At 42.4% G+C, this 25,944-nt stretch carries 12 protein-coding genes and 1 pseudogene; 4 read left to right on the top strand and 9 right to left on the bottom strand.

Going from position 1 to position 25,944, the window contains the following annotated elements; all coding sequences use genetic code 11:
• Nucleotides 1–11 precede the first annotated feature (11 nt).
• The 4 genes and pseudogenes from DW862_RS14065 to DW862_RS14050 form a co-directional block, all read right to left on the bottom strand.
• Nucleotides 12–1,910, bottom strand: coding sequence for a RagB/SusD family nutrient uptake outer membrane protein (locus DW862_RS14065; protein WP_120068869.1), 1,899 nt, complete (start codon nucleotides 1,908–1,910; stop codon nucleotides 12–14).
• Nucleotides 1,911–1,931: 21 nt separating this feature from the next.
• Nucleotides 1,932–5,096 (bottom strand): annotated as a pseudogene (locus tag DW862_RS14060) (SusC/RagA family TonB-linked outer membrane protein).
• A 149-nt stretch (nucleotides 5,097–5,245) separates the two neighbouring features.
• Nucleotides 5,246–7,183, bottom strand: coding sequence for a glycosyl hydrolase 115 family protein (locus DW862_RS14055; RefSeq protein WP_306462967.1), 1,938 nt, complete (start codon nucleotides 7,181–7,183; stop codon nucleotides 5,246–5,248).
• Nucleotides 7,184–7,534: 351 nt separating this feature from the next.
• On the bottom strand, nucleotides 7,535–8,998 hold the full coding sequence (locus DW862_RS14050) for a DUF6377 domain-containing protein (protein ID WP_225450213.1): 1,464 nt from the start codon (nucleotides 8,996–8,998) through the stop codon (nucleotides 7,535–7,537).
• Between the two features lie 509 nt (nucleotides 8,999–9,507).
• Here DW862_RS14050 and DW862_RS14045 point away from each other — a divergent pair.
• Both DW862_RS14045 and DW862_RS14040 read left to right on the top strand, forming a co-directional pair.
• On the top strand, nucleotides 9,508–11,322 hold the full coding sequence (locus tag DW862_RS14045; protein WP_118407920.1) for a glycoside hydrolase family 2 protein: 1,815 nt from the start codon (nucleotides 9,508–9,510) through the stop codon (nucleotides 11,320–11,322).
• Between the two features lie 131 nt (nucleotides 11,323–11,453).
• The gene (locus DW862_RS14040) at nucleotides 11,454–13,010 is read left to right on the top strand and encodes a sulfatase (protein ID WP_120068862.1); all 1,557 of its coding nucleotides are present in this window, start codon (nucleotides 11,454–11,456) and stop codon (nucleotides 13,008–13,010) included.
• A gap of 102 nt (nucleotides 13,011–13,112) precedes the next feature.
• Here the strand turns inward: DW862_RS14040 and DW862_RS14035 are convergent, their stop codons facing one another.
• From DW862_RS14035 to DW862_RS14015, 5 genes are all read right to left on the bottom strand, one after another.
• Complete coding sequence (locus DW862_RS14035; protein ID WP_120068859.1) at nucleotides 13,113–14,639, bottom strand: sulfatase-like hydrolase/transferase; 1,527 nt, start codon at nucleotides 14,637–14,639, stop codon at nucleotides 13,113–13,115.
• Between the two features lie 747 nt (nucleotides 14,640–15,386).
• On the bottom strand, nucleotides 15,387–16,766 hold the full coding sequence (locus DW862_RS14030) for a sulfatase (RefSeq protein ID WP_120068855.1): 1,380 nt from the start codon (nucleotides 16,764–16,766) through the stop codon (nucleotides 15,387–15,389).
• 34 nt (nucleotides 16,767–16,800) lie between these two features.
• Nucleotides 16,801–18,177: an arylsulfatase gene (locus tag DW862_RS14025; protein WP_004310841.1), complete on the bottom strand. Its 1,377-nt coding sequence runs from the start codon at nucleotides 18,175–18,177 to the stop codon at nucleotides 16,801–16,803.
• 55 nt (nucleotides 18,178–18,232) lie between these two features.
• Nucleotides 18,233–19,603, bottom strand: coding sequence for a sulfatase (locus DW862_RS14020; protein WP_117685114.1), 1,371 nt, complete (start codon nucleotides 19,601–19,603; stop codon nucleotides 18,233–18,235).
• Nucleotides 19,604–19,621: 18 nt separating this feature from the next.
• Nucleotides 19,622–21,214, bottom strand: a complete 1,593-nt coding sequence (locus DW862_RS14015) for an arylsulfatase (RefSeq protein ID WP_162487422.1) — start codon at nucleotides 21,212–21,214, stop codon at nucleotides 19,622–19,624.
• Between the two features lie 301 nt (nucleotides 21,215–21,515).
• Here DW862_RS14015 and DW862_RS14005 point away from each other — a divergent pair, with 301 nt between their 5' ends.
• Together DW862_RS14005 and DW862_RS14000 are read left to right on the top strand one after the other, a co-directional pair.
• Nucleotides 21,516–23,300: a glycoside hydrolase family 2 protein gene (locus DW862_RS14005; protein ID WP_049701675.1), complete on the top strand. Its 1,785-nt coding sequence runs from the start codon at nucleotides 21,516–21,518 to the stop codon at nucleotides 23,298–23,300.
• Nucleotides 23,301–23,309: 9 nt separating this feature from the next.
• The gene (locus DW862_RS14000) at nucleotides 23,310–25,871 is read left to right on the top strand and encodes a hypothetical protein (protein WP_074638160.1); all 2,562 of its coding nucleotides are present in this window, start codon (nucleotides 23,310–23,312) and stop codon (nucleotides 25,869–25,871) included.
• Nucleotides 25,872–25,944: the final 73 nt, after the last annotated feature.

Here is a 25,944-nt window from a genome sequence, read left to right as displayed (position 1 = left end):
TTAAAGTGTTATTACCAACCGGGATTCTGCTGCAAATTGTGAAGTGCATCCACATCGTGTTGCGGCAACGGATACCAATAGTTGCGCATATTCGAGAATCCGCGAATTTCCTTCTCCATGTCAAACACCGTATAAGTAAAACTTGCCGGACGTGTACCAGACTTTCCGTCAGCTGAATCTTCATAACTGCCTACAGGATCGAAGTAAACTCCCTTTATCGGATAAGGTTCGTTAAACAGTGTGTGCATGATCATCCAACGACGAACATCCCACCAACGGTGGTTCTCGAACATCAGTTCTACTCCCCGTTCCCGACGATAGGCTTCGCGGAACTTTTCGGGATCAGACACGATGTCGGAAGGAATATCCGTCACACCGATACGATTACGAATAGTATTAAGGGCTTCTTCTGCCGACATACCACAGTCTTCTACTTTAGCGGTCGCACTTCCGGTAGCTTCAAAAGAGGCTTCGGCAAAATCAAGGTAAAGTTGCGTAGCACGGATAAAGACGGTTTGAGCAATCCTTTGCAGGAACGGTTTGGTTGTTCCTAACGTTTGATCATGGCGATAGTTTGCTTCCGGCCATAAAAACTTCCGGCACATAAATCCTGATAATTGTCGTCCGTTGGTATGTTTCGAACTTCCATAGTTATTGTAGGCTGTGCAACCTCTCCACAAACGAATATAATAGGGCTTGCCACTTGCATAGGTCCCCCAAGTATCACCAGGAATAAGAATGTTGTTGTAGAAACGAGGATCACGATCAATGAAAGCATGTTCCGGGTCGAATTTGTAACCCGACCGGGTATCATTAATCGGATAATAAATACCATCCGCTCCTTTGCGCTCGTACATATTTACCGCATTCAGTGTAGGACAAGAAATAGCGAATGATTCCGAGCCGGTTCCTCCCGTCATATCAGCATAAAGCCAGAAAGCACGTGCGGTCTTGGAACGATCGCTATCACTGGGTATTCTGCGTCGCCACCAGATAGTCTCTACACGCTTGAGTTCCGTATCGGGAAACCAAAACAGGTTCATATACTCATCGGCAGTTGCCAGTCGTACACCTGTTTTCGCTTCATTCTGCTTCATATAGGTGATAGCTGCCCATGCAGCCTTTGCAGCAGCCTTTGCACGTTCCTGATCATAGCTTTTTATTTGAACAGAGTTCAGGTCGTTCTGCATCAATGGACTGGCGTCATAAAGCAAAGCCATCTCTTTGAATGCCAGAGCTGCTAATTTAGTAGGACGGCCATACTGGTTATCGGGCCATGTATCGGGCAGCATAGAAATAGCTTGGTCTATATCACCCACCATCCATGCGCTACTTTCGTGATAAGTGACACGAGGAATGTCATCATCACCACCGGCAAATAGTACATCAAGAATCGGCATGCCTCCATAGCGCTTGATAACGTTGAAATAGAACCAAGCACGATAGAAATAGGCCTGCCCTAAAATTTCATTACGTTGCTCTCCCGTCAATGGTACTTTATCAATATTAGCAATGACCCGGTTCACTATACGTATGGCGGGAAGTGCTTTGCCAATAGGAGTATTATTACCATTTCCAATCTCTGTCACATTGGCGGCCTTATCGGTAGTTAGCCATGAGCCGGAAAAAAACTTGGCAAAAACGGTTTTATTGTATGTCGCAGACATTTCATCCGCCATTACACCTACATACGTGCGTTGATTCTTTCCATCATCTGCACCTTCAAATGTGTTATAAGCTTCCAATTTAGGATATACTTGATCCAAAAATCCACGGATGGACTCATAACTGCTATATACAGCCTCTTCCGTCAGCCCACCGGAGTCTTCGCGCTTATCCAGAAAGTCTTCGCAACCTGCCAAAAACAGGAAGAGTAGTCCAACCACTGCGTATTTATATGTTTTCTTCATTGAATTCATCGTTTTAATAGATTAAAATGAAACTCGCACGCCCGAAGTAAACGAACGTAAGATAGGATATTTGGCTTGTTCGCCCTCGGGGTCAATACGGTCGTCGCCGCCCCACCAAGTGAGTAAATTGTTTCCGGTGACGTAAACTTGCAAACTCTTCAACCCTACCGTTTTCAACCACTTCTTGGGCAGATTGTATCCTAATTCCATGGTTTTCAGTCTCAAGTACGAGAAGTTTTGATAGCGGTAAGTACTTTCGGTTCCATTAAAAGCACCGTCATTTGTCAGGTGCAAAGCGGGTGCTCTCACACCGCTAGTATTGGCTGTTTCTGGTGTCCACGCATTCATCACATCAGGCTGCGCATTAATTTTCCCGGATTTAAACGAAGCGGAATAAACAGAATTTACCAATTTATAAACACCGGTAGGCGCATAAAACATAGCACTGAAACTCAACCCTTTCCAATCAAAGCCCAGATTCAAGCCATACGTGTGTAACGGATAGTTGAGCTCGTCTACTGCCACTTTGTCCTGACCATTGAGAATTCCATTGGAATCGAAGTCAATGTAGATAAAGTCGCCAGGCACCACCTGACCGGGAGCTACCGAATTGATGGAACCGGTCTGCGCATTATTAAATACATCATCGATAGTTTCATAATTACCCACCGCCAAGTAGCGGTTTTGATGCCCGATAGGTTTTCCCGCCTCTTTCAAATGGTTGGGACCGTTGACAGGGTCATCGCGAAATACTACCCTATTCTCGCTCGAGGCCAATGTGAAACCTACATGATAACGGAAATCGGAACCTATTTTATCGTTGTAATGCAGTTCTAACTCAAATCCATGGTTCTTGGTGGAACCAATGTTTAATGCATTGAACTTGGCTCCCGTAATGAAAGAAGTAGTTTGAGGCTCCATCAGAATGTCTTTACGTTTTTCGTCAAAAAGATCGAGCGTGATGTCAAGCTTGTTCCACAATCCAATCTCAATACCCAGATTTTGTTTCGTTGATTTCTCCCACGTGGAATTGAGGTTGGCTACATCTCCTTCATGATACAAAGGCCCCCAAATCTGACCGGAAGCATCTGTACCCAACGTGATGTTGCCGTCCGAAGTAAACTGCTGTATATAGTTCCACCTCTTGGCACCTGCATCGGAGCCTACCTTACCCCACGAATAACGGAACTTGGCATTTGTAAGTACCTTGCCTATACTTTTCTTGATAAACGGTTCTTCCGAAAGCCGCCATCCCAAGGAGAACGAAGGGAACAAACCAAACCGTTCTCCACGGGCAAACTTCTCGGAACCAGTATACGAGATATTCATTTCCGTAAGGTAACGCTCTTTCCAGTTGTAGGTGACACGCCCCACCCAGTCTTCATTGTAGTTAGGGAAACGCATATATTGGGTATTGTTCTCCGTGTACCTTTCGTCATAGATTTTACGGTTGACCAAAGCAAGCGCACTTACATTATGATCGTTGAAAGATCGATTATAAGCAACAGAAAATTCATAATAGAAACGACGCGTATAGGCATCCAATCCGTCCCACATAGTCACACCGGGAGGCAGAGGCACCGATTCGGAAGTCGGAAGCCTTTTATCTTCTATCATCGGATAGGTGATGGTCCCATCGGTATTGACCACCGGATTGGCATAATCATAGACTCGGTGATACCGGACAATGGATTTTAAGGCTTGATCGGCAGAGCCTCCTCCACGATAAACATCGGTATTGGTAGTCGACGAAGACGAATAAGATACTTTTGCAGCCACTTTCAATCCTTTGGTGATGAAATCCAGTTTCTGCTCCAAAGATGCATCATACCACCCCTGAAACGTTTTACGAAGTTTGGCACCTCCCAGATTCATGTTGGCCACCGGATTCTTTTCTTCATCATCACCCCAATTGCCATCAGAATACATAATCGGATGGTCGCTAGTGGATTCGGTCAGAATACGATTAAAGGGACTGTCGTTATCAATCGACTTGTTACGATAACCCATGCTACCGGCTATGTTAATGGATAGCTTGGTAGACTTGGTGAAGTTGAAGTCGAAATTCGACCGCTAATTGTACCGTTTGTAGGTATGCCGCGGATCAAAGTCGTCATTCTTTTTCAGGTCGTAAATATCTCCATCACCCTGATAACCCGCCGAAGCAAAATATTTCATATAGTCGGTTCCACCACGTATGTTGATATTATAGTTTTGAGTAAATCCGCCCGTTATCAATTCATCCCACCAGTTAACATAGGGAAACACATCGTTGTAAGCTCCATAGTTGCCTTCTGCATAGGCTCTGCTCCATGCATCAATGGTAGATTGTGGTATCAACTTGTCCCAACTGGCATCGTTGGCCATTGCCATGTTATAGGCCTGCATGGCAGTAACGTGATCAGCAAGCTTCATGCTTGTGGTCGGTGATTTAAAAGTGTAATTGGCAGAAAAGTTGATGACCGGAGCCGTATCAGTACCTCTCTTGGTTGTGATAAGGATAACGCCATTACCACCACGAACACCATAAACAGCTGTTGCCGAAGCATCTTTCAACACGGAGATACTTTCGATTTCGTTCATGTCAACATCATTCATGTTACGCTCGATGCCATCCACTAACACCAACGGATCGGTATTGTCCCAAGTACTTTTCCCACGAATATACATTTTAACCTCATTGTCGCCCGGCATGCCCGACGAATTGATGGCTACCACTCCATTAAGCTTTCCTTGCAGCGCTTCGGATACCGAGTTTACACTACCACCTTTCATCAGTTCGTTACCACCGGTTTGCGTGATGGAACCTACGCTGGTGACTTTCTTCTGCACTCCATAACCCACCACTACAACTTCCTCCAATTGCTTACTATCCTCTTCCAGAGAGATAATAGCATCCTTTTTCAAGTCAGCTACCTTTAAAAGTATCTCCCTATATCCGATATAAGAAATCTTTAGCACAGCATCGGGAGTCGCCGTTAATGTAAAATGACCATCCACATCGGAAATGGTTCCATTCGAAGTTCCCTCAACGGTGATATTCACACCGATCAAAGGCTCATTACTTTTTGCGTCTACTATTTGCCCTTTGATGCTGTGATTTTGTCCCCAAAGCAAAGGAGGAGAAAGCAACAGGGACAGAAAAAGCAGGCACATCCACTTTAGTTTCATGCTTTGATGTCTCATAGTGATTCTATTTAATTAACAAATTTATTATGAAGCGAATTAGCATTTTAATATATTACGCCTTTCGCCTATTAAAATATATCATTCAATCAATGACCTCATCATATTCTTTCCCAAGGAGAGAAAGAATATGATAAAGATTTGCCTTATTATATTTTGTTACGCAGTTCTCTTAATAGTTTAAGCTTGGCTGGAATATTAAATTTACCATCTGCCGAGTCGCCGGCATACCAAGTTGAGAACACTCCTTCTTGGGTATCATATAGTGCATCACGCGCCTCTTCCAATCGCCGGATAGCAATATCCAGGTTTTCTGCGCGCTTACTACTTTCTTTTTCTTTATAAGCAGAGACAAAATGATATAATGAATGGCTCAATGCTGCCATATAATGACAAGGAGCAGCCAAATTATCCCTAAAAAAACGTTGGTCTTGCTTTGGCAAACGTTTTAAAAGATTCTCACAACGTTGAGAGACTTCCTCAAAACGCACAGCTGTCTTTTTCATACCTGCAATCAATGAATCAACTTGGTTATTGCCATCAATGCGGAATGAACGTCCGGGAACCCGTTCAAATCCTATGTCATAGAGCGGATTCGGAGAAAAATCGCTAAAACGTTTACCTATCTGATCGAAAACACGGGAATAACGCAAATCCTGGAATATAAACTGACGTTCCATTCCCGGAAATTCAGACGGTTTCTGCTGCCAATAAGCATAGTAATAGTCGTGATAAAGCTTGGCTACTTCTTCAGCATATTTTTGTCCAAAATATTGAGAACAAAAATCAATCAAGAAAGAATCTGTATTATATGCTTGCATATCCCACATCATACGAGCATTAGCGGACATTTCCATCACAAACTCCCTTAAATTACCGGCATTAACCACCGAAAAAGTTAGCGGACCGCGGGTATTCACATAACGATAATTGGCTTCCATTTTCCAAGGGCCTTCTGCAGGAGCCAGATGGGCGCCGGTTGAAGTAAATTGGAGATTCATATAATAACCTAGCTTCACTTGTTTCGTCGTATCGAATGAGACCAAATCATCATAAGGATAATGATCTCTCCGTCCTGCAACAAAAGTCCAGAGCATATTTTTACCAGTTGGAGGTTGTAAATAACCTTTAGCCAACAAATCAGAAAGCTCATCATAAAAGGTCATTCGCACGAAAGGATCCTCTTCACCGGTTGCTTTTTTTATCATAGCCAGCTGTATACGGATCATACGGTTAATAATATCTGCACGTTCCTTATCATCTTTCGGCGCATCAGAGAAGGCGGCCCAAAAAGGTTGGTCATTTACACCACGAAAAGCAATCTGCCACAAGTTTTCCTGTTTGTTGCGACATACCGTCTCTATACTATATTGCCAAAACTCAATCAAAGCTTTCTCATTCGACAAAAGTAGCTCCGGTGGTTCGACGCCACGTACTTTTCGCCAATATCCTGCCCAATTCATTAAATTATTGTTGCAAGCAACATGATGGTGAGAAGTTAGTACAAGTCCATATTTGCGTAATAAAGCAGCCTGACTATTCAGTTTATAATCAGGATAAGTAACCGTTGCCTCTAATTCTACCGTATTCAGTTTTAACCGAAGCATCGTTTCAAGCCACAGCTCATCATTCTCTTTTGACAACCGCCTCCAAGGTTTGAACAAATCTGTATCATTAGGAAACCATGCGCGATACCTGACTTGTGGTGACTTCTTAAAATAGTCAAAGCTCGATTTTATCTCTACCTGTTTCTTATACTGTGGTTCCCACGAGCAAAAATACCATAAGGGCGGCACTCCTAAAAATAACTCGCTAAAAGTATAAATGGCATAAATAGCTCCACGCATATCCTTTCCATGAAGATAAATGCGCTTTTCTTCCGGGCTACAATATACCCTGTGAGATTCAAAACCATCCAAAGGACGGATAAATCGTGACTGAAACAAAGGGTTATCCACCGCCTCATTTATAATAACAATATCGATTTGCTGTGTATCATCAGTATTCTGAAAGATTTCAGGTTTATAATGCATCACCTTCTCAAAATCTTTGCATAAAGTTTTTGCTGCCAATTTTACTGGCTCCATTTCGTTCTTGGATAGTAGAATCTTGAAATTTCCTTTCTGCAGCTTTAAAGAGGAATTTGTATCTATTGCCAGAGACGGGATGGAAACCCCAAATAAAGCAATTAGATGTAATAAGAATAATCTGCTGTAGTTCTTCATACTTTTCACGGTTCTTTGTTGATTTAAGCCATTTACATTCTTCGTTAATCGAAGCATAGGCAAAATTAGAAATTACCTACCGAAAAGTATAAGGTTACACCCGCTGTATAATAAAAATATAGGGTTTTATAACCCATATAGCACTATTAATCAATTATTTATCATTTCACAACAAGGGTGAAAATATAGGGATTCGCACATCCTTATATAACCCTAAAGACCTATTTTTCTGACATCTTTTTCAAAATTTGCAGGATCAACTGCTTTATTTCGAGTGCGAACTCTATAATTATAAACTGTATTCACAGAATACCCCAAAATCTCCGAAATCTGTTCAGATTCTGTAATTCCCAACCGGATCAAGGCAAAAATACGCAAGGTAGAATTTAATGCACCTTTATTTTCCAGAACAAACTTATCATCTGGTTGAAGCAATGAATTGAAGCTCTCGACGAATGTCGGGAACAGAGACAAAAATGTCCGGTCAAAATCGGCAAATGCACTTTTCCTGTTAAAATCCGAATTCAGATTATGAATCATCGAGGAAAGAGAATCATACTGTTTGCTATCCAGTTTTTGCTGTCCTACTAATACAAAATTATCGAGCTGGTTGACCAGTTTAAAAGTAGCATCCAGATAATGTCCTATATAAGAGTTCTTAATCCGGTTTGCTTCTGACAATTTCAAATTCAACTTTTCCAATAATTGGCGAGAACGCCGCAGATGCTTCATCTGCATCAAAATGTAAATGATAGCTATTATTAATACAACCGCAAAAACAGAACTTAAAATAAAACTATCTTGAAAAGTCTGCCGTTTAACCTGCTCTATACCCAGTTTTTCCCCAACAAAAACAGGGAACAATGTTCCGATAACGTTAATCCTGTGACGCGTTCCATAAAAAGTTGCGTCTTCAAAAGCCTCATTTATATATTCGGAAGCAAGATTCACATCATTTTTATAGTAGTATAGCATAGTCGCCAGTCCTCTCATAGACACTGATTCTTTTGTGGCACTACGGATATCATTTACAGCCGCCTTCACATAATAGTGAATAGCCTCATCATTCAGTCCCAATTTACGGTTGACATACGCCATCGTGGACAAAAGAACAGAAAGTGTTTCCGCATCAGTAGTATCACATAGTTCCAAAGCTCGTTGATAAAGTTGTTTTGATTTAGCTAACTTATCTTCTTTCAGAGCTACTTTTCCTCTTACATAATAGATTGTCGACGAATCGGAAAGATAAGGCAAACTTTCCATCAAAAGTTCATTCCCTATTTGATTATACCTGGATGAAAACACATTGTCCTTAGTATAATCTGCCAAATCGTGGTAAACACGTCCAAAGCTAATATAATAGTCTGATAAGACCTTTGCAGGCAGTACTTCTTTATCAATTCGAATAGAGGAAAGCGAATCGATAGCTTCTTTAAAAAAGCCTCCTCGCGCTAAAATATATCCCAATCGGGTTCTGGCATCTACTCTATATGCGGAGCTGTCTATATCATTAGCTATCCTACACAACTGGGTAGCATAATGAAAGGCCGAATCAAAAGAATATAACTTAAATTCATTATACAAATCTACATTGACCTGAAACTTTTCTTCACATGTCATCCTGTTCGAATTAGTATTCAAGAAGTTCCGGATAGAATCTATATCATTCAATTTCATTTGATTATACACATCTTTCTGTTGCAAAGCGAGTGACATTTGCCTAGCAACTTCCTCTCTATATTGAAATGGCTTTCCACTTGTACAACCCATATAAAATATAGAAATAATAATAAAGAATATTATCCAAAAGTCCCAAACGTATTTTTGTCTATGTTCCTGCATAAATATCAAATAAGAATAGATTAACAATCATCGGTCATACAAAAATATATAAAATCTCATATAAAAGAAACTTTTAAGACTATTATATTTTTGTATCCTGATATTACATTACAAAGGTGTACATTATTTCCAATATCATATAAAAATAACGGTTCAATAAAGAATAAAAATCAGTCAATTCCCCTTTTATACCACCAAAAACTCTTTAATTTGATCAAAAAGAAGAGAATTTATTGTTTTTTGAACGGCAAATTTCCTTTATTCTCTTTTAATTCCCCTTTCTTTGCAATATCCTTTTAATAGAATTTATATCTAATAACTAACTATATTTTTATACCATGAACATGAAAAAGAATTTTCTAACAATGCTGCTTGCATTGGCTTTATGCGGTTCGACTTTTGCTCAATGGAAACCTGCCGGTGACAAAATCAAAACATCGTGGGGAGAACAGCTTGACCCTAAAAACGTATTGCCGGAATATCCGCGTCCTATCATGGAGCGCAACGACTGGAAAAACCTGAACGGGCTTTGGAAATATGCAATCACTCCCAAAGGTACTCCTGCACCTGCTGCTTACCAAGGCGATATTCTTGTTCCTTTTGCCGTAGAATCGTCTTTATCAGGCGTAGGCAAAATGATAAACGAGAAAGAAGAACTGTGGTACCAACGTACTTTCGACGTTCCTTCTGCCTGGCGTGGTAAACAAATCCTGTTGCATTTCGGTGCGGTAGACTGGAAAGCAGAAGTTTGGGTGAATGATGTAAAAGTAGGCGAACACACAGGCGGATTTACTCCTTTCTATTTCGATATTACTTCTGTACTTAATAAAGGAAATAATGACTTGGTAGTAAAAGTATGGGACCCTTCAGATCGTGGTGAACAACCCAGAGGAAAGCAAATAGCAAATCCTCATGGCATTTGGTACACTCCGGTTACAGGTATCTGGCAAACAGTGTGGTTGGAACCGGTAGCAACACAATACATCACTAATCTGAAAACTACTCCTGATATTGACAATAATTCTGTTAAGGTAGAAGTTGCCGCTAATACAACTTCAGCAGACAAAGTGGAAGTAAAAGTATTCGATGGCAAGAACCTTGTAGCCAAAGGCGCAGCGTTGAACGGAGTACCTGTTGAACTGGCAATGCCTGCTAATGCTAAACTGTGGTCTCCAGACTCTCCTTTCCTCTACAACATGGAAGTGACTCTGTATAAGGACGGAAAAGCAATAGACCAGGTAAAGAGTTATACGGCTATGCGTAAATATTCTATCCGCAAAGGTCAGAATGGCATCACTCGCCTGCAATTGAACAACAAAGACTATTTCCAGTTCGGTCCGCTCGACCAGGGATGGTGGCCTGACGGTTTGTATACTGCACCAACAGACGAAGCATTGGTTTATGACTTGAAGAAGACGAAAGACTTCGGCTACAACATGGTACGTAAGCACGTCAAAGTAGAACCTGCACGCTGGTACACTCATTGCGACCAATTAGGATTGATCGTATGGCAAGATATGCCGAACGGTGGTCCTAGCCCACAGTGGCAGGCACGCAACTATTTCAACGGTACGGAAGTGATTCGTTCTGCTGCTTCTGAAGCTAACTACCGCAAAGAGTGGAGAGAAATCATCGACTGTCTGTATTCTTATCCGAGTATCGCCGTATGGGTTCCTTTCAATGAAGCATGGGGACAATTCAAGACTCCGGAAATCGTAGCATGGACTAAAGAATACGATCCTAGCCGCCTAGTGAATCCTGCCAGTGGTGGTAATCACTACACTTGTGGCGATATTCTCGACCTTCACCACTATCCGGGTCCGAACATGTTCCTTTACGATCCGAGACGTGCAACAGTGTTGGGCGAATACGGAGGTATCGGTCTGGTAATAGAAGGAAACACTTGGGTGAATGACAAGAAAAACTGGGGTTATGTGAAGTTCAATACATCGGACGAAGTAACGAACGAATACATTAAATATGGCAAACACCTGTTGGAATTGATCCAGAAAGGATTCTCTGCTGCCGTATATACCCAGACAACAGACGTAGAAGGTGAAATCAACGGTCTGATGACTTATGACCGTAAAGTTATCAAGATGAATGAAGCTAAAGTCAGAGAAATCAACCAACAGATCTGTAACTCTCTGAATAAATAGGAAATAGCAAATTAAATAAATACTCTTTTCCTTGTTGAATATCAAGACAGCACCTTTGAATTTTTAAATTCGAGGTGCTGTATTTTCATTTATAATAAGAAAGCTCTCCCATTGTCATCAGTCAGAGAGCAATGTTTCATTTAAAGGAGATTTTTATGAACAGCAAGCATATCTTCTTATCCACCTTAGTCGGTCCCTTAGTAATTCCGTCACTCAATGCAGCCGAAACCAACAGACCCAACATACTATTTGTCATTTCTGACGACCAGTCTTACCCGCACGCATCGGCCTATGGTTCACCCATAGCTAAAACACCGGCATTTGATTTTATAGCCCGTAACGGCTGGTTATTCAACAATGCGTTCGTTACTTCTCCTGGAAGCAGCCCTTCGCGAGCTTCTATCTTAACCGGACTTTATCCCTGGCAAATAGCAGAAGCAGGCACTCATGCTTCCTCCTTCCCTGCCGAATATAAATGCTTTCCTGATATTTTGGCGGAAGCAGGTTATCATGTTGGCTGCACAGGGAAAGGATGGGGCCCCGGCGACTGGAAAATATCGGGACGAAAGCATAACCCTGCAGGTCCGGAATACAATAAAAGACACATTCAACCTCCTTTCAAAGGAGTGTCCAATACCGATTATTATCAAAACTTTAAAGAATTTCTCCACGCCAGAAAGGAGAAACAGCCTTTCTATTTCTGGGTCGGTTCACGTGAGCCGCATCGTCCTTATGAAAAGAATAGCTGGAAAAAAGCCAATAGAAAACTGACCGATGCAAAAGTTCCTTCTTTTCTTCCCGATAAGGAGGCCATAAAAGGAGATTTATTAGACTATGGAACGGAAATAGAATGGTACGACAGCCAATTATCCCGTATCCTTGACACATTGAAAGAAGAGGGCGAATTAGAGAATACCCTGATTATTGTCATGGCAGACAATGGAATGCCTTTCCCCGCAGCCAAAGCAACTTGTTTTGAATATGGTATCCATATTCCAATGGCTATATGCTGGATAGGTAAGATTAACGAAGGAGGTATCAGCGATGAATTTGTAAGTGGTGTCGATCTGGCCCCAACGATCCTTGATGCAGTCGGTATAGCAAATAAAGGGCAAATGATAGGTATCAGCCTACTACCCTATCTTCAGAAAAAGAGAAAAAACACAGGAAGAACGATGGTTTTTGCAGGAAGAGAACGTCATGCTTCTGCGCGATATAATAATTGGGGATATCCGAGCCGTGCATTAAGAACAAAAGATTTTCTTTATATCAGAAACTTCCGTCCGGAGAGATGGCCTGCAGGTGACCCTTGCGCTATTGATAAAAAAGGGAAACTAGAAGCAATGCATAGTGCTTATTACGACATAGACCAATGTCCGGCATGGGACTTCATTGTCAGCAACAGAGATGACAGAGAAATATATCCTTATTTTCTGAAAGCAGCAGGGAAACGACCTTATGAAGAATTGTATAATGTATCTACCGATCCCGGTTGCCTTCATAATTTAGTTGGAAATGGTAAATGCACTGAAAAGCTAAATAATCTCCGTAAAGAAATGGACAAATTACTTAAAAAGACCAAAGATACACGCTACTTAGATGATCCGACTCAAGATGACATCTGGGAAACTTATCCGCGTTTGAGTGGAGCAATGCGTACCTTCCCAGCACCTTTGCTCACTGACTAACATCATTCAGGCACGAATTACACGGATTAATAGGGACAAGTTTATTCTCTTTCCGTAAGATCCGTGTAATCCATGCCTACTAGTAAAAAAGTATACAGTATATTATATTCCCTCCTCTTCCTGCATGAAGATCTTTACCTGATTCCAACTATTCTTCGTATCATTCGATACTTTTTCACCAGGAGTAGAACGGCCATTCTCTACATATTGCTTCATAGCCCGTTTCATTTCTTTCACCTCATTTTCGTAACGCTTATCACCGATAATGTTTTCTTTTTCCGAAGGATCTTTCACGATATCAAACAATTGCATCGGAGGGAACTTCGCCACATCAGAAGGTTTGACAGGATAAGAAAAGCCACCCGAACCTCCGTAGAACACCAATTTCAGTTGGGAAGTACGCAAAGACAAATACCCCTCTCCCGCTTCGTGCACCAAGTCTTTACGCGCAGAAGCACCTTTCTTACTCAATATCGGCCACATACTGTAACTGTCAACAGCTTCTTCTGTCTCCAAATTGTGGTTAAGCATTTGAGCAAAAGTGGCATAAAAGTCTATCAATGAGACTAAAGAGTTATTTGTCTCTTTCCCATATTTTCCTTTCCAGGAGACAATAAGGGGAATTCTGTGTCCACCTTCGTAAATATCGCTTTTGTAGCCTCTGTAGATGTAACTAGGAAAATGTCCTTTCTTTTCCATATCTTTCACGCCGATATAACCGGCACACCCATTATCCGAAGCAAAGACGATGATGGTATTATCCAGTTGCTTGTTCTTCTTCAATGTTTTTACGATTTGGCGCACCATGTCGTCTATCATGACTACGAAATCGCCATAAGGACCGATACTGGTTTTACCCTGAAACTCTTTCGAAGGCAATATAGGGGTGTGAGGAGCAGTAATAGGCAAATATAAAAAGAATGGTTTCTTGCTGTCTTTCTGCTCATTGATATAGTTCAGGCTATGACGAATGATGTTGGGAAAACATTCTTCCGGCTTGAAATCGGCTCCTGCCATTCCTCCGTGCATCAATAATGCCAGATTCTTTTTCTGGGGTTCTATCACATGATCGGGGATAGAGGTTGCTTTGTTATTTTCCACATAAACATAGGGAGAAATATCCAATGACGCGGGTATGCCGAAATAGTAATCAAATCCTCTGTCGGTGGGTCCGTTCTTGATCGGAAGCGAGAAATCTATATCTTTCATGCTTCTGCCATTGTTCGTATATCCCCAGTCCCAACCTAAGTGCCATTTACCGATACAAGCGGTATTATAGCCATTCGCTGAAAACATTTGCGCGATTGTGCGACGTTCAGGATCAATCATTGCAGGCGAATCGCCATCAAGACCACCTCGTTTCAGCTTAGTTCGCCACGGATACCTTCCAGTCAGAAGAGAATATCTGGAAGGAGTGGATAAAGCGGAAGAAGCATGGGCATCCGTAAAGGCAATCCCGTGCTCGGCCAGTTTGTCAATGTTAGGAGTATGGATTTTAGATTCGGGATTAAAGGCCGAGATGTCTCCATAACCCAAATCATCCGCCAATATAAATACAATATTGGGCGTTTGCGCTTTTACAACAGCAGCTGTAAGAAGTGCAGAAGAGATTGTGATTAGTTTATTCATATATTGAATGTATTAAAGCTATAGTTTGTGTATGATATAACCTATCTCTTCATGTTTTCCAACCGACATGCCCGGATTATCTGACTGACATCTCAATCGTTCCACTCCAGTAGACAAGTCTTTTCACTCCAGTGAACGAATCTATGCACTCTAGTGAACAACCCTCGTCACTCTAGTGGAACGATGGAGATGCTCTATCAATAACTGGACGATAACGAATGAAAAACATGCTGGCATAGGGTTGTTTGAATGATAAGTACCTTTCATCTGTTTTCAATGTAAATAAGATCAGCAACCATCGTCTATGCAATCATCATGAGAAATGTATGAGAAATGCAGGATGAATACAGGGCAGATGTATGAGAAATCATTGAAAAATGAATGAGAAATAGCCGTTTTTTCGTTAAAATATCTGTAAAAAGTATGAGAAATGCCTGTATAGAAAGCATTTCTCATACTATATATTACTGATTATAAACTCATTATCCAGATTTTATGAGAAATGAGAAATAAAAAAGATAAATCTCTGGTTCTTAATCAAATTCCGTGCTAGTAAAGCTCATTGAAAGGCCGATGGATAAAGGGATATCGGCATATTAGAAATAACAAATAAATTATCCAAACTATATGCATCTTAAAGTACTCCAGAATAGCCATGAATAAGGTAATTGAACATAAATAAGTAGCACGGAATTTGATTAAGAACCAATCTCTTTCAGAAAGCAACAAGCGGTAGCATTACGAATATTATACATTGGCTGCTTTCTTCTGCCTATTCTTAGGAGCACGCGGCCGGTCTTTATCAGCTCCAGTATCATTTTGCTGTTTCATCCATTTTTGCAGTTCCATCGTCAGTTCTGCCTTCTTCTTACTATATTTCTTCACATCCGCCAGATTATTCATTTCAAACGGATCTTTCTTGATATCATATAGTTCGAACTCGGGACGATTCTTATAGCGGTTCATGATTTTATGTGCCTGATCCGTGTCCTGTGCTTTCCACGAGAGATACCATTCTGCCTTTTCAATATGCTTTTCTACGTATGTTTCCTCCGGAGTCAAGTTCCAGATTAGACGATAGCGTCCGTCTGAAATAGAACGGATTGGATATGCCGGACCTTCCGGAACATTGTTGTGAACATGATAAGCATACTTATGGTGTGTCTTTGTTTTCCCTTGAAATACATCTACCAGACTCTTTCCATCTATTACGTCAGGCACCTTTCCGCCTGCAACATCGATAAATGTAGGAAGAAGGTCTTCATATTGCACAATAGCGGAAGTCTCCGTACCGGGTTTAATGACACCTGGCCAGGAAGCCACCATCGCCGACTTGACACCGGCACTCCAATTGGTCCATTTGGCTCCGGCAAATTGCGTACCCTGCTCGGATATGAAAATGACAAGAGTGTTCTGCAGCAGATTCTTTTCTTTCAGAATCTGCATAGCGTCACCCACCTGCTGATCGAGCAAGCCGACTTCCGCCAAATATCTGGCATAGTATTCACGTGTTACTTCCGTGTCGATAAACTGTGGCGGCAACTGAAGTTTCTTCCGGTCGAAAACGGAAGCGTCACCACCTGTCCAGGGAGCATGCGAATTAATAGAAGCCAAGACAAGGCAAAAAGGTTGGGAAGCATCACGTTCCATAAACTTCTCGATACCTTTGGTATGATAGTCAGTGTTTGGGCTTGTACATCCTTTGGGGAATCCCAGTACATCTTCGAATGGGAAGTTAGCCAAAGGTTTGATATGCCACTTCCCGGCCAATCCAACCCGATAACCCAAATTTCCCAGATAAGTGGGAAGAGATTTTACATCGGCATTGACCGAGCTATGGTTGGCGTAACCGCCATGATGCATCGGATACATACCTGTATAAACACAATGCCGGGTAGGCGTACTCATCGAAACAGAATTATACGCACTGTTGAACTTTATCCCCTGTCGAGCCAATGCGTCTATATGGGGAGTCTTGTTGTTAACCGCTCCGAAACAGCCTATATCGTAATAGGAGCAGTCATCGGCTATGATTAATAATATATTAGGCTTTGAAGGAGTTTGGGCAAACCCATTCCCTATCGCCAATCCGCCTAAGAGGCATAAACTAATCATTGATTTTTCCATCTTGTATTATTTTCAATTCATAGGGTTAACAGATTCAACGTACTACTTTCCATTCTTTAGGAGCTTTGAATCCGTCACGACCTTTACCGTAAGGTACTTCCGGTATACAAGGAGTGATCGTGTCATATTTCAGGGCAACCTCATACAAAGCTTTCACAATTTTCTCGTTTCCTGCGCTGGCATTTTTCTTTTCGTAAGGATCCGTTTTATAATCAACCAGAAAGTCCTGTTTCAAATCCAGTCCCGGTTTCATACCTTTTCTTATCAGTTTATAGTCTTTATTGACTACTGCTCCGTGTCCCAGATAAAAATCGCGGTCGATACAGGTCTTTTTACCGTTTAATACAGGGAGGATGCTGATGCCGTCATATTCACGTTTCGGACGGCTGTGATCTCCTACCAAATCTTTCAATGTGGGAACAAGATCAACAAAACCTGTCACTTGTGAGCTCAAGTTCTTATATTGTTTCTCTGCTTTCTTCCAATAAAGAACAGCAGGTGCATGTACCCCTCCATCCCACTCGTCGAATTTATGTCCACGCAAAGGTCCTGATGAAGATCCCGGAACACCGGCAGTGCCGTTATCACTAAAGAAGATAAAGAAAGTGTTGTCCATAATTCCTTTCTTCTTCAAGGCATCTACAATAGCACCGATTCCCCTGTCCATACAGGAAACCATTGCACTATAAGTCACTTTCTTCTGTTCTTTCGGTGTCAGGCTGTCGAAATTGTCAGTATAGAGTTTTATATCTTTTTCCTGTGCCTGCAAAGGTGTATGAGGTGCATTATAGGCCACATACAACATAAACGGACCTTCTTTCTCGTATGCATCGATACAGCGGATGGCTTCTTTGGTTATCAATTCGGTAGAATATCCTTTGTCGTGGCAGGTTTCCCAGTCGTTGTGCCAGTCCAGTTCACCTTCACGCGTCAGGTCGAAATAATCTATCGCACCGTTCAGATGACCATAGAAATGCGAAAAGCCCCTATTCATCGGATAGTGCACTTTCTTGGTATGCCCCAGATGCCACTTACCAATAATGGCTCTGTTCTTATATCCGTTACGTGCCAGCATATCGGCCATCGTTTCTTCATTCTCATCCAGTCCGTCCTCACGCCAGGGCGGAATAACAGCCGAACGGACACCAAACCGGTTCGGGTAACGTCCCGTCATCAGCCCCGCACGGGTAGGCGTACTGATGGGAGAAGTGTAAAAGCGTTCGAGTTCCACTCCTTCGCCCACCAGAGCATCCAAACAGGGAGTCTTGATTTCACTACCATGAAACCCTACATCTCCCCAACCCAAATCGTCGGCCAATACAATCACAATATTAGGACGCTCTGTCTGCGCATGAAGAAATGCCGGAAGCAGAGTACATCCACAAAGCAAACCAAAAAATTCTTTTTTCATGATATACGATTTATAAATTACATTCTGTGTTTTATTCGTTTTGATGTGTGACGGCTTATTTTCTCTTTCCCGGCATGTGTTCGAAGGCACGCATCTCGGTAGGTTGTCCTTCGTCTCCACAATCCTTCATCCAGCGTTTCAACTCTTTATCCAAGCGGCTGATGGTAGAAGCTTGTTTCGCGTCCTCCGCCAGATTTTTCATACAATACGGGTCGTTCTTCACATCATACAATTCGATAGCCGGACGATGCTGGTATTTAGTCGTCATCGCTTTTGCATGACTATCCGTTTCCGCCAGACTTTTCCACTCTTTAAACAAAGGAGATTTTGTTTCAACATTCTGGAAAGTAGCTTCCGGGGTGAGATTGACAATATATCTGTATCGGCCGTCGTATACCGAACGGATGCCATAATAAGGCGATCCGGCATTGATGCCTCTCGTGGTCTGAAGGGAGAAAGAATATTTCTTGTGTGCTTTCTTCTTGCCTGTCAATACCGGTTTAAAGCTTTCGCCATCTACTTTTGCCTGCGGCTTTCCTCCTATTATGTCGACAAAAGTTGGGACAATATCTACATATTCCACCAATGCGTCACTTACGCTTCCCGGCTTAACCACTCCCGGCCAACGAACGATACAGGCAGAGTGTACCCCCGCATCATAACAAGTCCATTTGGCAAAAGGCAGGCTGTTGCCTTGTTCACTCAAATATACGACAACAGATTTATCCGTCATTTTTTCCTTATCTAAAATAGAAAGGACGTTGCCAAATTCCTGATCCATATAATTGATCTCTGCCAGATAATGGGTAAACAACTCGCGAGTCTGGGGAATATCTACATACATAGGAGGCAGTGTCAGTTTGTCCGCATTAAATTGAGAGGCATCGCCTTTATTCCAGGGAGTATGCGGTTGATTGGAGGCTACAAACAGACAGAAAGGTTCGCCTTTCGCCTTGCAATCGGAAATAAATTTCTGAATTGCTTCAAAATTCAAGTCCCCACCTTTCAAAGGAGGTACATAAAGGTCGAAAGGAAATACTGATTTCGGGGCAATATGCGATTTTCCGATCAATGCGACTTTATAACCCAACGGTTGCAGATGATGTACAACGCTCAATGTTCCTTCATTGGCACAAGTATGATTGGGGTAAGCTCCGCTGCGTACAGGCCACAAACCGGTATATAGATTGTGCCGGGTAGGCGACGACATCGGAACGGCCTGATAGGCTTGTGTGAAGCGTACTCCCTGTGTGGCAAAGTGGTCGATATTCGGAGTCTTCGAATCAACACTGCCATAACAGCCCAAATCATAATGAGAACAATCGTCGGCTATGAACAATAGGAAGTTCGGTTTTTCCGTTTGCTGGGCGAAAGACAGGCTGGTAGCTCCCAAAGCTACGGATGCACTTACTAGTAATTTATTCATTTTGTGTTCCTCCTTTATTTATTTCTTCGGATGTTTCGGTAATACAAAGTTTGCATTCGCCCATTTCTCCCATTCGGCAACTAACTTGGTAAGCACTTCAGGGTGCTGTTCTGCCAGATTGTTACGTTCGGTACGGTCTTTAACCACATCGTACAATTCCCACTCTTTTCCTTTTTCGTCGCGGATTGCTTTCCAGTTTCCCCAGCGGATCGCTCTATTGTTCTGATGTTCCCAATACATATATTCATGTATAGAATCTGCTTTCTTTTGAATAGCAGGAAAAAGGCTACTGCCTACCAATGGATATATTTTGTTTCCGCCGTGATAAGTTTCCGGATAGGCGGCTCCTGTTGCTTCCAGGATGGTCGGCATAATGTCCGGCAGATAACCGGGAACACGGCACCATTCACCTTTCTTATTCTTCAGATTGCTTTTCCACGACACGATGAGAGGGGTAGAAATACCTCCTTCATAAGAACGGCATTTGTATTTACGGAACGGAGTATTGGAAACCTGTGCCCATGCTCTTCCGTAAGAAGGGAACACGCTACAAGCCGGATTGTTGATTTCAGACACTTTCCCGCCTCCCAATTCAGCGTATGGCTCGGCACAAGCACCGTTATCGGACAAGAACATGACAAGCGTATTATCCAACTTACGGTTCTTCTTCAGGTAGTCCAGCAGTTTTCCTACATTATAATCTACACAATGCACCTGCGCTGCATAAACGGCCATCCGGTAGGCTACTTCATCTTTTTCCTTCTCTGTCAGTTCGTCCCATTTCCGATTTTCCCATTCGGCAAACTCTGTATTCGAGTCGATAATTCCCAACTTAGCCATCCGCTTCCGTCTTGCTTCACGAATTTCATCCCATCCTTTCTCACGATAGATCTTCGTGAACTTTTGAATATCTTCTTCTTTTGCCTGCAACGGCCAGTGAGGAGCGTTGAATGCCAGATATAGGAAGAAAGGTTTGTCGTCTTTCTGCTCATCAACAAAGCGGATCGCGTAATCGGTAAATGCATCTGTTGTATAATAAGGTGCTTCCGGCTCCGGAAGTTTTGTATTGTCAAGGGTTAAGCCGCGTCCTCCCGATGGACGGAGATAGCTGCAAGCTCCTGCCAAAATTCCGTAGAAGCGTTCAAATCCCCGTTGTAAGGGCCACTTTTCTTCTCCATGCATTCCCAAATGCCATTTACCTGCCATATAGGTATGGTAGCCGCCTTCTTTCAGAACTTCGGCTATTGTGACACAATTGCGGTTGAGGAATCCTTTGTATCCGGGTACACCCCAATCATTCGGACTCTTCTGGCCGGGATTTTTAAACGGGTCTTCGGACATCTGACCGATACCTGCCTGATGTTGATATAGTCCTGTCATTAAACTGGCCCGGGCGGGGCAAGAACGTGAAGTGTTGTAGAATTGTGTGAAACGTACTCCTTTGGATGCCAACGCATCAATATTAGGGGTCAGTATTTCTCCACCGTAGCAGCCGATATCGGAATAACCCATATCATCTACCATAATCAGTACGACATTCGGCTTCTCTTGTGCCGAACAAAACGATGCCATCAGTAAGGGGGCAGTCATTAAGAAATTCTTCTTTACCATAGTATTATCAATTATCTGGAAAACAAAAGTAGAGAAGTTTAAGGAAAAGGAAGGAAAAATGCTAATCAATAAAGAACAAAATCAGGTATATGTGATACCCGAAAAGAAAATTCCCTATTTAAAAGACAATAGTTCCCTTCTATTTTCAACATTTGATTCAATGTTACCACCAATGTTTTTTAGAATGAACAGCTTTTTTCTTTTATTGAACAATATGTTTCCTCTTTTGTATGTCAAATGTCCTATCTTTGTATAAACTAATACACTTTGCGCACAAAACGCAAAACAAAAAAAATAAATAATGAAAAAGGCACATCTGATTTTGGCCGGCTTATTGTTATCCTTTACATTAAACGCAGCCAATGATATTCCTCGTCCGGAATATCCAAGACCTCAATTTGAAAGATCCGAATGGATTAATCTCAACGGTGAATGGTCATACGAGTTCGATTTCTCCAATTCGGGGAAAAGCCGGCGGTTAACAACAGCCAAGCAATTCAGTAATACGATTACCGTCCCTTTCTGTCCTGAAAGTAAACTGTCAGGAGTGAATTATACCGATTTTATCAATCAGATGTGGTACCAACGTCCCATATCCATACCTTCCGACTGGGAGGGAAAGAAAATCATACTGCACTTCGGAGCGGTCGATTATTATGCAGAAGTCTTCATTGACGGGCATTATGTAGGCAGTCATTATGGAGGAAGTTCTTCTTTTTCAATGGATGTAACTCCTGCCGTCAAAGCGGGACAAAAGCACAACCTAGTTGTTTATGTCACGGATGATGCCCGTTCAGGGCTTCAAACTATCGGTAAGCAATCTACCCGGATATCTCCTTATGGATGTTTCTACTCCCGTGTCACAGGTATTTGGCAAACCGTATGGATGGAAGCTGTTTCTCACTATGGTCTGAAATCAGCCGTAACCACTCCGGATATTGATGAAGAGCAGTTAATCATCACACCCGAATTTTATCAGGCATCCAATGATAGGACGCTTCAAATCACCTTGTATGACAATCAGAAAAAGGTGGTTCAAAAAACTGTAAAATGTAACAACGGAACTCCTGTCATCCTTCCCATTAAAAACATGAAACTCTGGAGTCCCGAAGATCCACACCTTTATGATATTGTCTACAGTATCAAAAGTCCGACCGGAGAAACCGTAGATGAGGTAAAATCTTATATAGGTATGCGTAAGGTGCATACGGCAGATGGAATGATCTATTTAAACAATGAACCTTACTTTCAACGCCTCGTCTTAAATCAGGGATATTATCCGGATGGACTCTGGACTGCTCCAAACGACGAAGCTCTGAAAAATGATATTCTATTAAGCAAAGCTGCCGGATTCAACGGAGCACGTCTTCATCAGAAGGTATTTGAAGAAAGATTCCATTACTGGGCCGACAAATTGGGATTTATAACTTGGGGAGAATCTCCCAACTGGGGGATGAATATCAAGAACGAAGTAGCATCACGCAACTTCCTTAGCGAATGGGCAGAAGTTATCACACGGGATCGCAACCACCCGTCAATCATCACCTGGGTTCCCTTCAATCAGCCGCTTGAAGACGCATTAACCCTCCTGACGGGTACAATGATGCGCCTGTGCATCGGTACCTATCAACTGACCAAAGCCATAGACCCTTCACGTCCTGTGAACGGTATTGCAGGAGATGTGCATTTCATGAGTGATATATGGAGCATCCGAAACTACGAATCTGATGCCATGCGTTTTGCACAGCACTTGAAGCCTAACAACAGAATGGCATTTTACAACAACCAGCCTTTTTTCATCGGAGAATTCGGAGGTATACTTTGGACAGAATCTACCAAACGGGATAACTCATGGGGGTATGGAGGTATGCTCACCAACGAAGAAGGATTCTACGAACGGCTGGAAGGGTTGATACAGACAATAGCTTCCTCACCGGACGTTACAGGATTTTGCTACACGCAATTGACCGACATTGATTTAGAGAAAAATGGAATTTATTATTATGACCGACGTCCCAAGCTGGATATGCAGCGTATTAAGACTATCTTCGAAAAGATTCCAAGCAGACCGAAAAAGATAAAATAGTAAGCTATCATGAAGAACAAACTATTCATACTGATACTCATTGTATGTAATCTCCTGACCGCGTATGTGTCAGGAGAAGTACCTCCCGCCAAGGTTGTATTCCAACAATACATGAACCAGGCACAAACATTTGCCAACAACTTTCCACGGGAGAAGGCGTATTTGCATTTTGACAATACGAGTTATTACGTCGGAGATACGATCTGGTTCAAGGCTTATGTCACTCTTGCTGAACAACAGACTTTCAGTCAGATCAGTCGTCCTCTATATGTAGAGTTGGTAGACCAGACAGGGCATATAGCAGATAAACAAATCATCAAACTGACACAGGGAGAAGGAAACGGACAATTCATTCTTCCCCCTTCCATGTTATCCGGCTATTACGAGGTACGTGCCTATACCCGCTGGATGCTTGCTTTTAATGAACCACAGTACTTTTCGCGCACTTTTCCTATTTATCAACTGACAAATAGTGATAAGCTGGAACGTAGTATCACGACTTACGAACTTAGTTCGTCGATGGAGAACCGTCCGTCGGAAACAGAGGAGAAGTTAAATGTACGCTTTTTCCCTGAAGGAGGACAATTAGTGGAGGGGGTGACTTCGCAAGTGGCTTTCAAGGCGGAGAGTAAAAATGAAGGGAATATCGAATTATCGGGAACGATCTATACCAAAGAAGGGGCAGAAATCACTTCTTTCGAGACTTTGCACGATGGAATGGGGCGTTTTGAATATACGCCTTCAGCTCAACCTGCGATTGCTAAAGTCGATTTTCAAGGAAAGAAATATGAATTTACCCTTCCACAGGCATTGCCTAACGGGTATGTTTTGAGCACTGTCAGTAATGCCGGTGCCCTTTTGGTGAGAGTTTTCTGTAATGCCGCTACTCCTCAAGATACACTGGCTGTATTTATCAGTCATCAGGGACGCCCGTATGTTCATCAATTGATTAGTTGCCGGTCGGATGCTCCGCAGGAGTTTATTCTACCCACCCGTAAGCTACCGGCAGGCGTACTGCAAGTCAGCCTCATCAACCGGGCAGGCAATACATTGTGCGAACGTTTTGTCTTTGCCAATCCGCGTGCTCCCCTGCAAATATCGACAAAAAAATTGAAAGAGGTGTATGCTCCCTACGCTCCCATCCGTTGTGAATTGCAAATAAAGAATGCTAAGGGGGAACCTGTGTCCGGAGAATTGTCGGTCAGCATCCGGGATGGTGTCCGGTCGGATTATTTGGAGTATGACAACAATATTTTCACTGACCTGCTATTAACCTCCGATTTAAAAGGATATATCCATCAACCCGGTTATTACTTTGCGTCTCCGTCTCCGCGGAAGCAAACCGAACTGGATGTTTTATTGATGGTGCACGGATGGCGTAAATACGACATGAGCCAGGCCATCTCTACCGCTCCTTTCACTCCGCTTCAATTGCCGGAAACACAATTAGCACTGAACGGGCAGGTGAAATCAACCATTCTCAAAAATAAACTGAAAGATATTGCGCTTAGCGTGATCGTAAAGAAGGACGATCAATTCATAACCGGAGGAACCGTGACCGATGAAAACGGCCGTTTCAGCATTCCGGTGGAAGATTTTGAAGGAACGACGGAGGCAGTGATCCAAACCCGGAAAGTCGGTAAAGAACGTAATAAGGATGCTTCTATCCTGATCGACCGTAATTTCTCCCCCGCTCCGCGGGCTTACGGCTACAAGGAGCTTCATCCAGAATGGAAAGACTTGGCCTACTGGCAACAGAAAGCCGAGAGTTTTGATTCTCTATACATGGATTCTATCCGAAAGGTAGAAGGACTTTATGTATTGGATGAGGTGGAAATAAAAAGTAAACGCCGGCAAGGAAGTAATATGGCTACTAAAATCAATGAGAAAAGCATCGACGCTTATTACGACGTACGCCGTTCTGTAGATTTATTACGTGACAATGGGAAGATTGTCACAACTATTCCGGAATTAATGGAAAAGTTGAGTCCGCAATTCGATTGGGATCGTAGCAATGACAAGCTTACTTATCGGCAGAAACCGATCTGCTATATTATGGATAATCACATTTTGTCCGAAACAGAAACTCAAATGATGTTGACCGAGGTGGATGGATTGGCCTCTATCATTATTAGCAAAGGCACTGGAGGTATCGATGACGACATTATCCAAAATACAAAGATGTCCGAGGTGACCGATAGCACGGGAGTCGATATAAGCAAACTGGATAAATATAGTGTTTTCTACCTGATTCCCCTACCCAGACGCGATGTGTTGAATAAAAGTCAGAGTGCCGTACTTGGTACCCGACAAACCGTTATCCAGGGATATACCCGTCCTTTGGAATATTATTCTCCTGCCTACCCGACCAAGGAACTGTATATGGACAAAGTTGATAAAAGACGGACGTTATACTGGAATCCATCCGTACAAGCTGATGAAAATGGAAAAGCGGTGATTGAATGCTATAATAATCAATATTCCACTCCATTGATTATTCAAGCGGAAACGCTGGGAAAAGATGGACAGATAGGAAGTATGAGGTATTCTACCATTGGACAAATAGAATAATATTCCTTACTACAAAAGAGTAAGTATACGAACAAGAACATTCTGAAAATTTTCACTTTTCTATCCTAACAAG

Source organism: Bacteroides sp. AM37-9 (assembly GCF_003603455.1).
GTDB classification, from domain to species: domain Bacteria; phylum Bacteroidota; class Bacteroidia; order Bacteroidales; family Bacteroidaceae; genus Bacteroides; species Bacteroides xylanisolvens.
Note: the sequence above shows the minus strand (reverse complement) of the source record. Positions and strands in the feature narration are given on the sequence as shown.

Coding starts and splice junctions, on each gene's coding strand:
- DW862_RS14045 (WP_118407920.1), top strand. CDS start 9,508: ATGAAAAAGAATTTTCTAACAATGCTGCTTGCATTGGCTTTATGCGGT.
- DW862_RS14030 (WP_120068855.1), bottom strand. CDS start 16,766: ATGGAAAAATCAATGATTAGTTTATGCCTCTTAGGCGGATTGGCGATA.
- DW862_RS14050 (WP_225450213.1), bottom strand. CDS start 8,998: ATGAAATTGAATGATATAGATTCTATCCGGAACTTCTTGAATACTAAT.
- DW862_RS14065 (WP_120068869.1), bottom strand. CDS start 1,910: ATGAAGAAAACATATAAATACGCAGTGGTTGGACTACTCTTCCTGTTT.
- DW862_RS14035 (WP_120068859.1), bottom strand. CDS start 14,639: ATGAATAAACTAATCACAATCTCTTCTGCACTTCTTACAGCTGCTGTT.
- DW862_RS14055 (WP_306462967.1), bottom strand. CDS start 7,183: ATGGAGCCAGTAAAATTGGCAGCAAAAACTTTATGCAAAGATTTTGAG.
- DW862_RS14020 (WP_117685114.1), bottom strand. CDS start 19,603: ATGAATAAATTACTAGTAAGTGCATCCGTAGCTTTGGGAGCTACCAGC.
- DW862_RS14015 (WP_162487422.1), bottom strand. CDS start 21,214: ATGGTAAAGAAGAATTTCTTAATGACTGCCCCCTTACTGATGGCATCG.
- DW862_RS14005 (WP_049701675.1), top strand. CDS start 21,516: ATGAAAAAGGCACATCTGATTTTGGCCGGCTTATTGTTATCCTTTACA.
- DW862_RS14025 (WP_004310841.1), bottom strand. CDS start 18,177: ATGAAAAAAGAATTTTTTGGTTTGCTTTGTGGATGTACTCTGCTTCCG.
- DW862_RS14000 (WP_074638160.1), top strand. CDS start 23,310: ATGAAGAACAAACTATTCATACTGATACTCATTGTATGTAATCTCCTG.
- DW862_RS14040 (WP_120068862.1), top strand. CDS start 11,454: ATGTTTCATTTAAAGGAGATTTTTATGAACAGCAAGCATATCTTCTTA.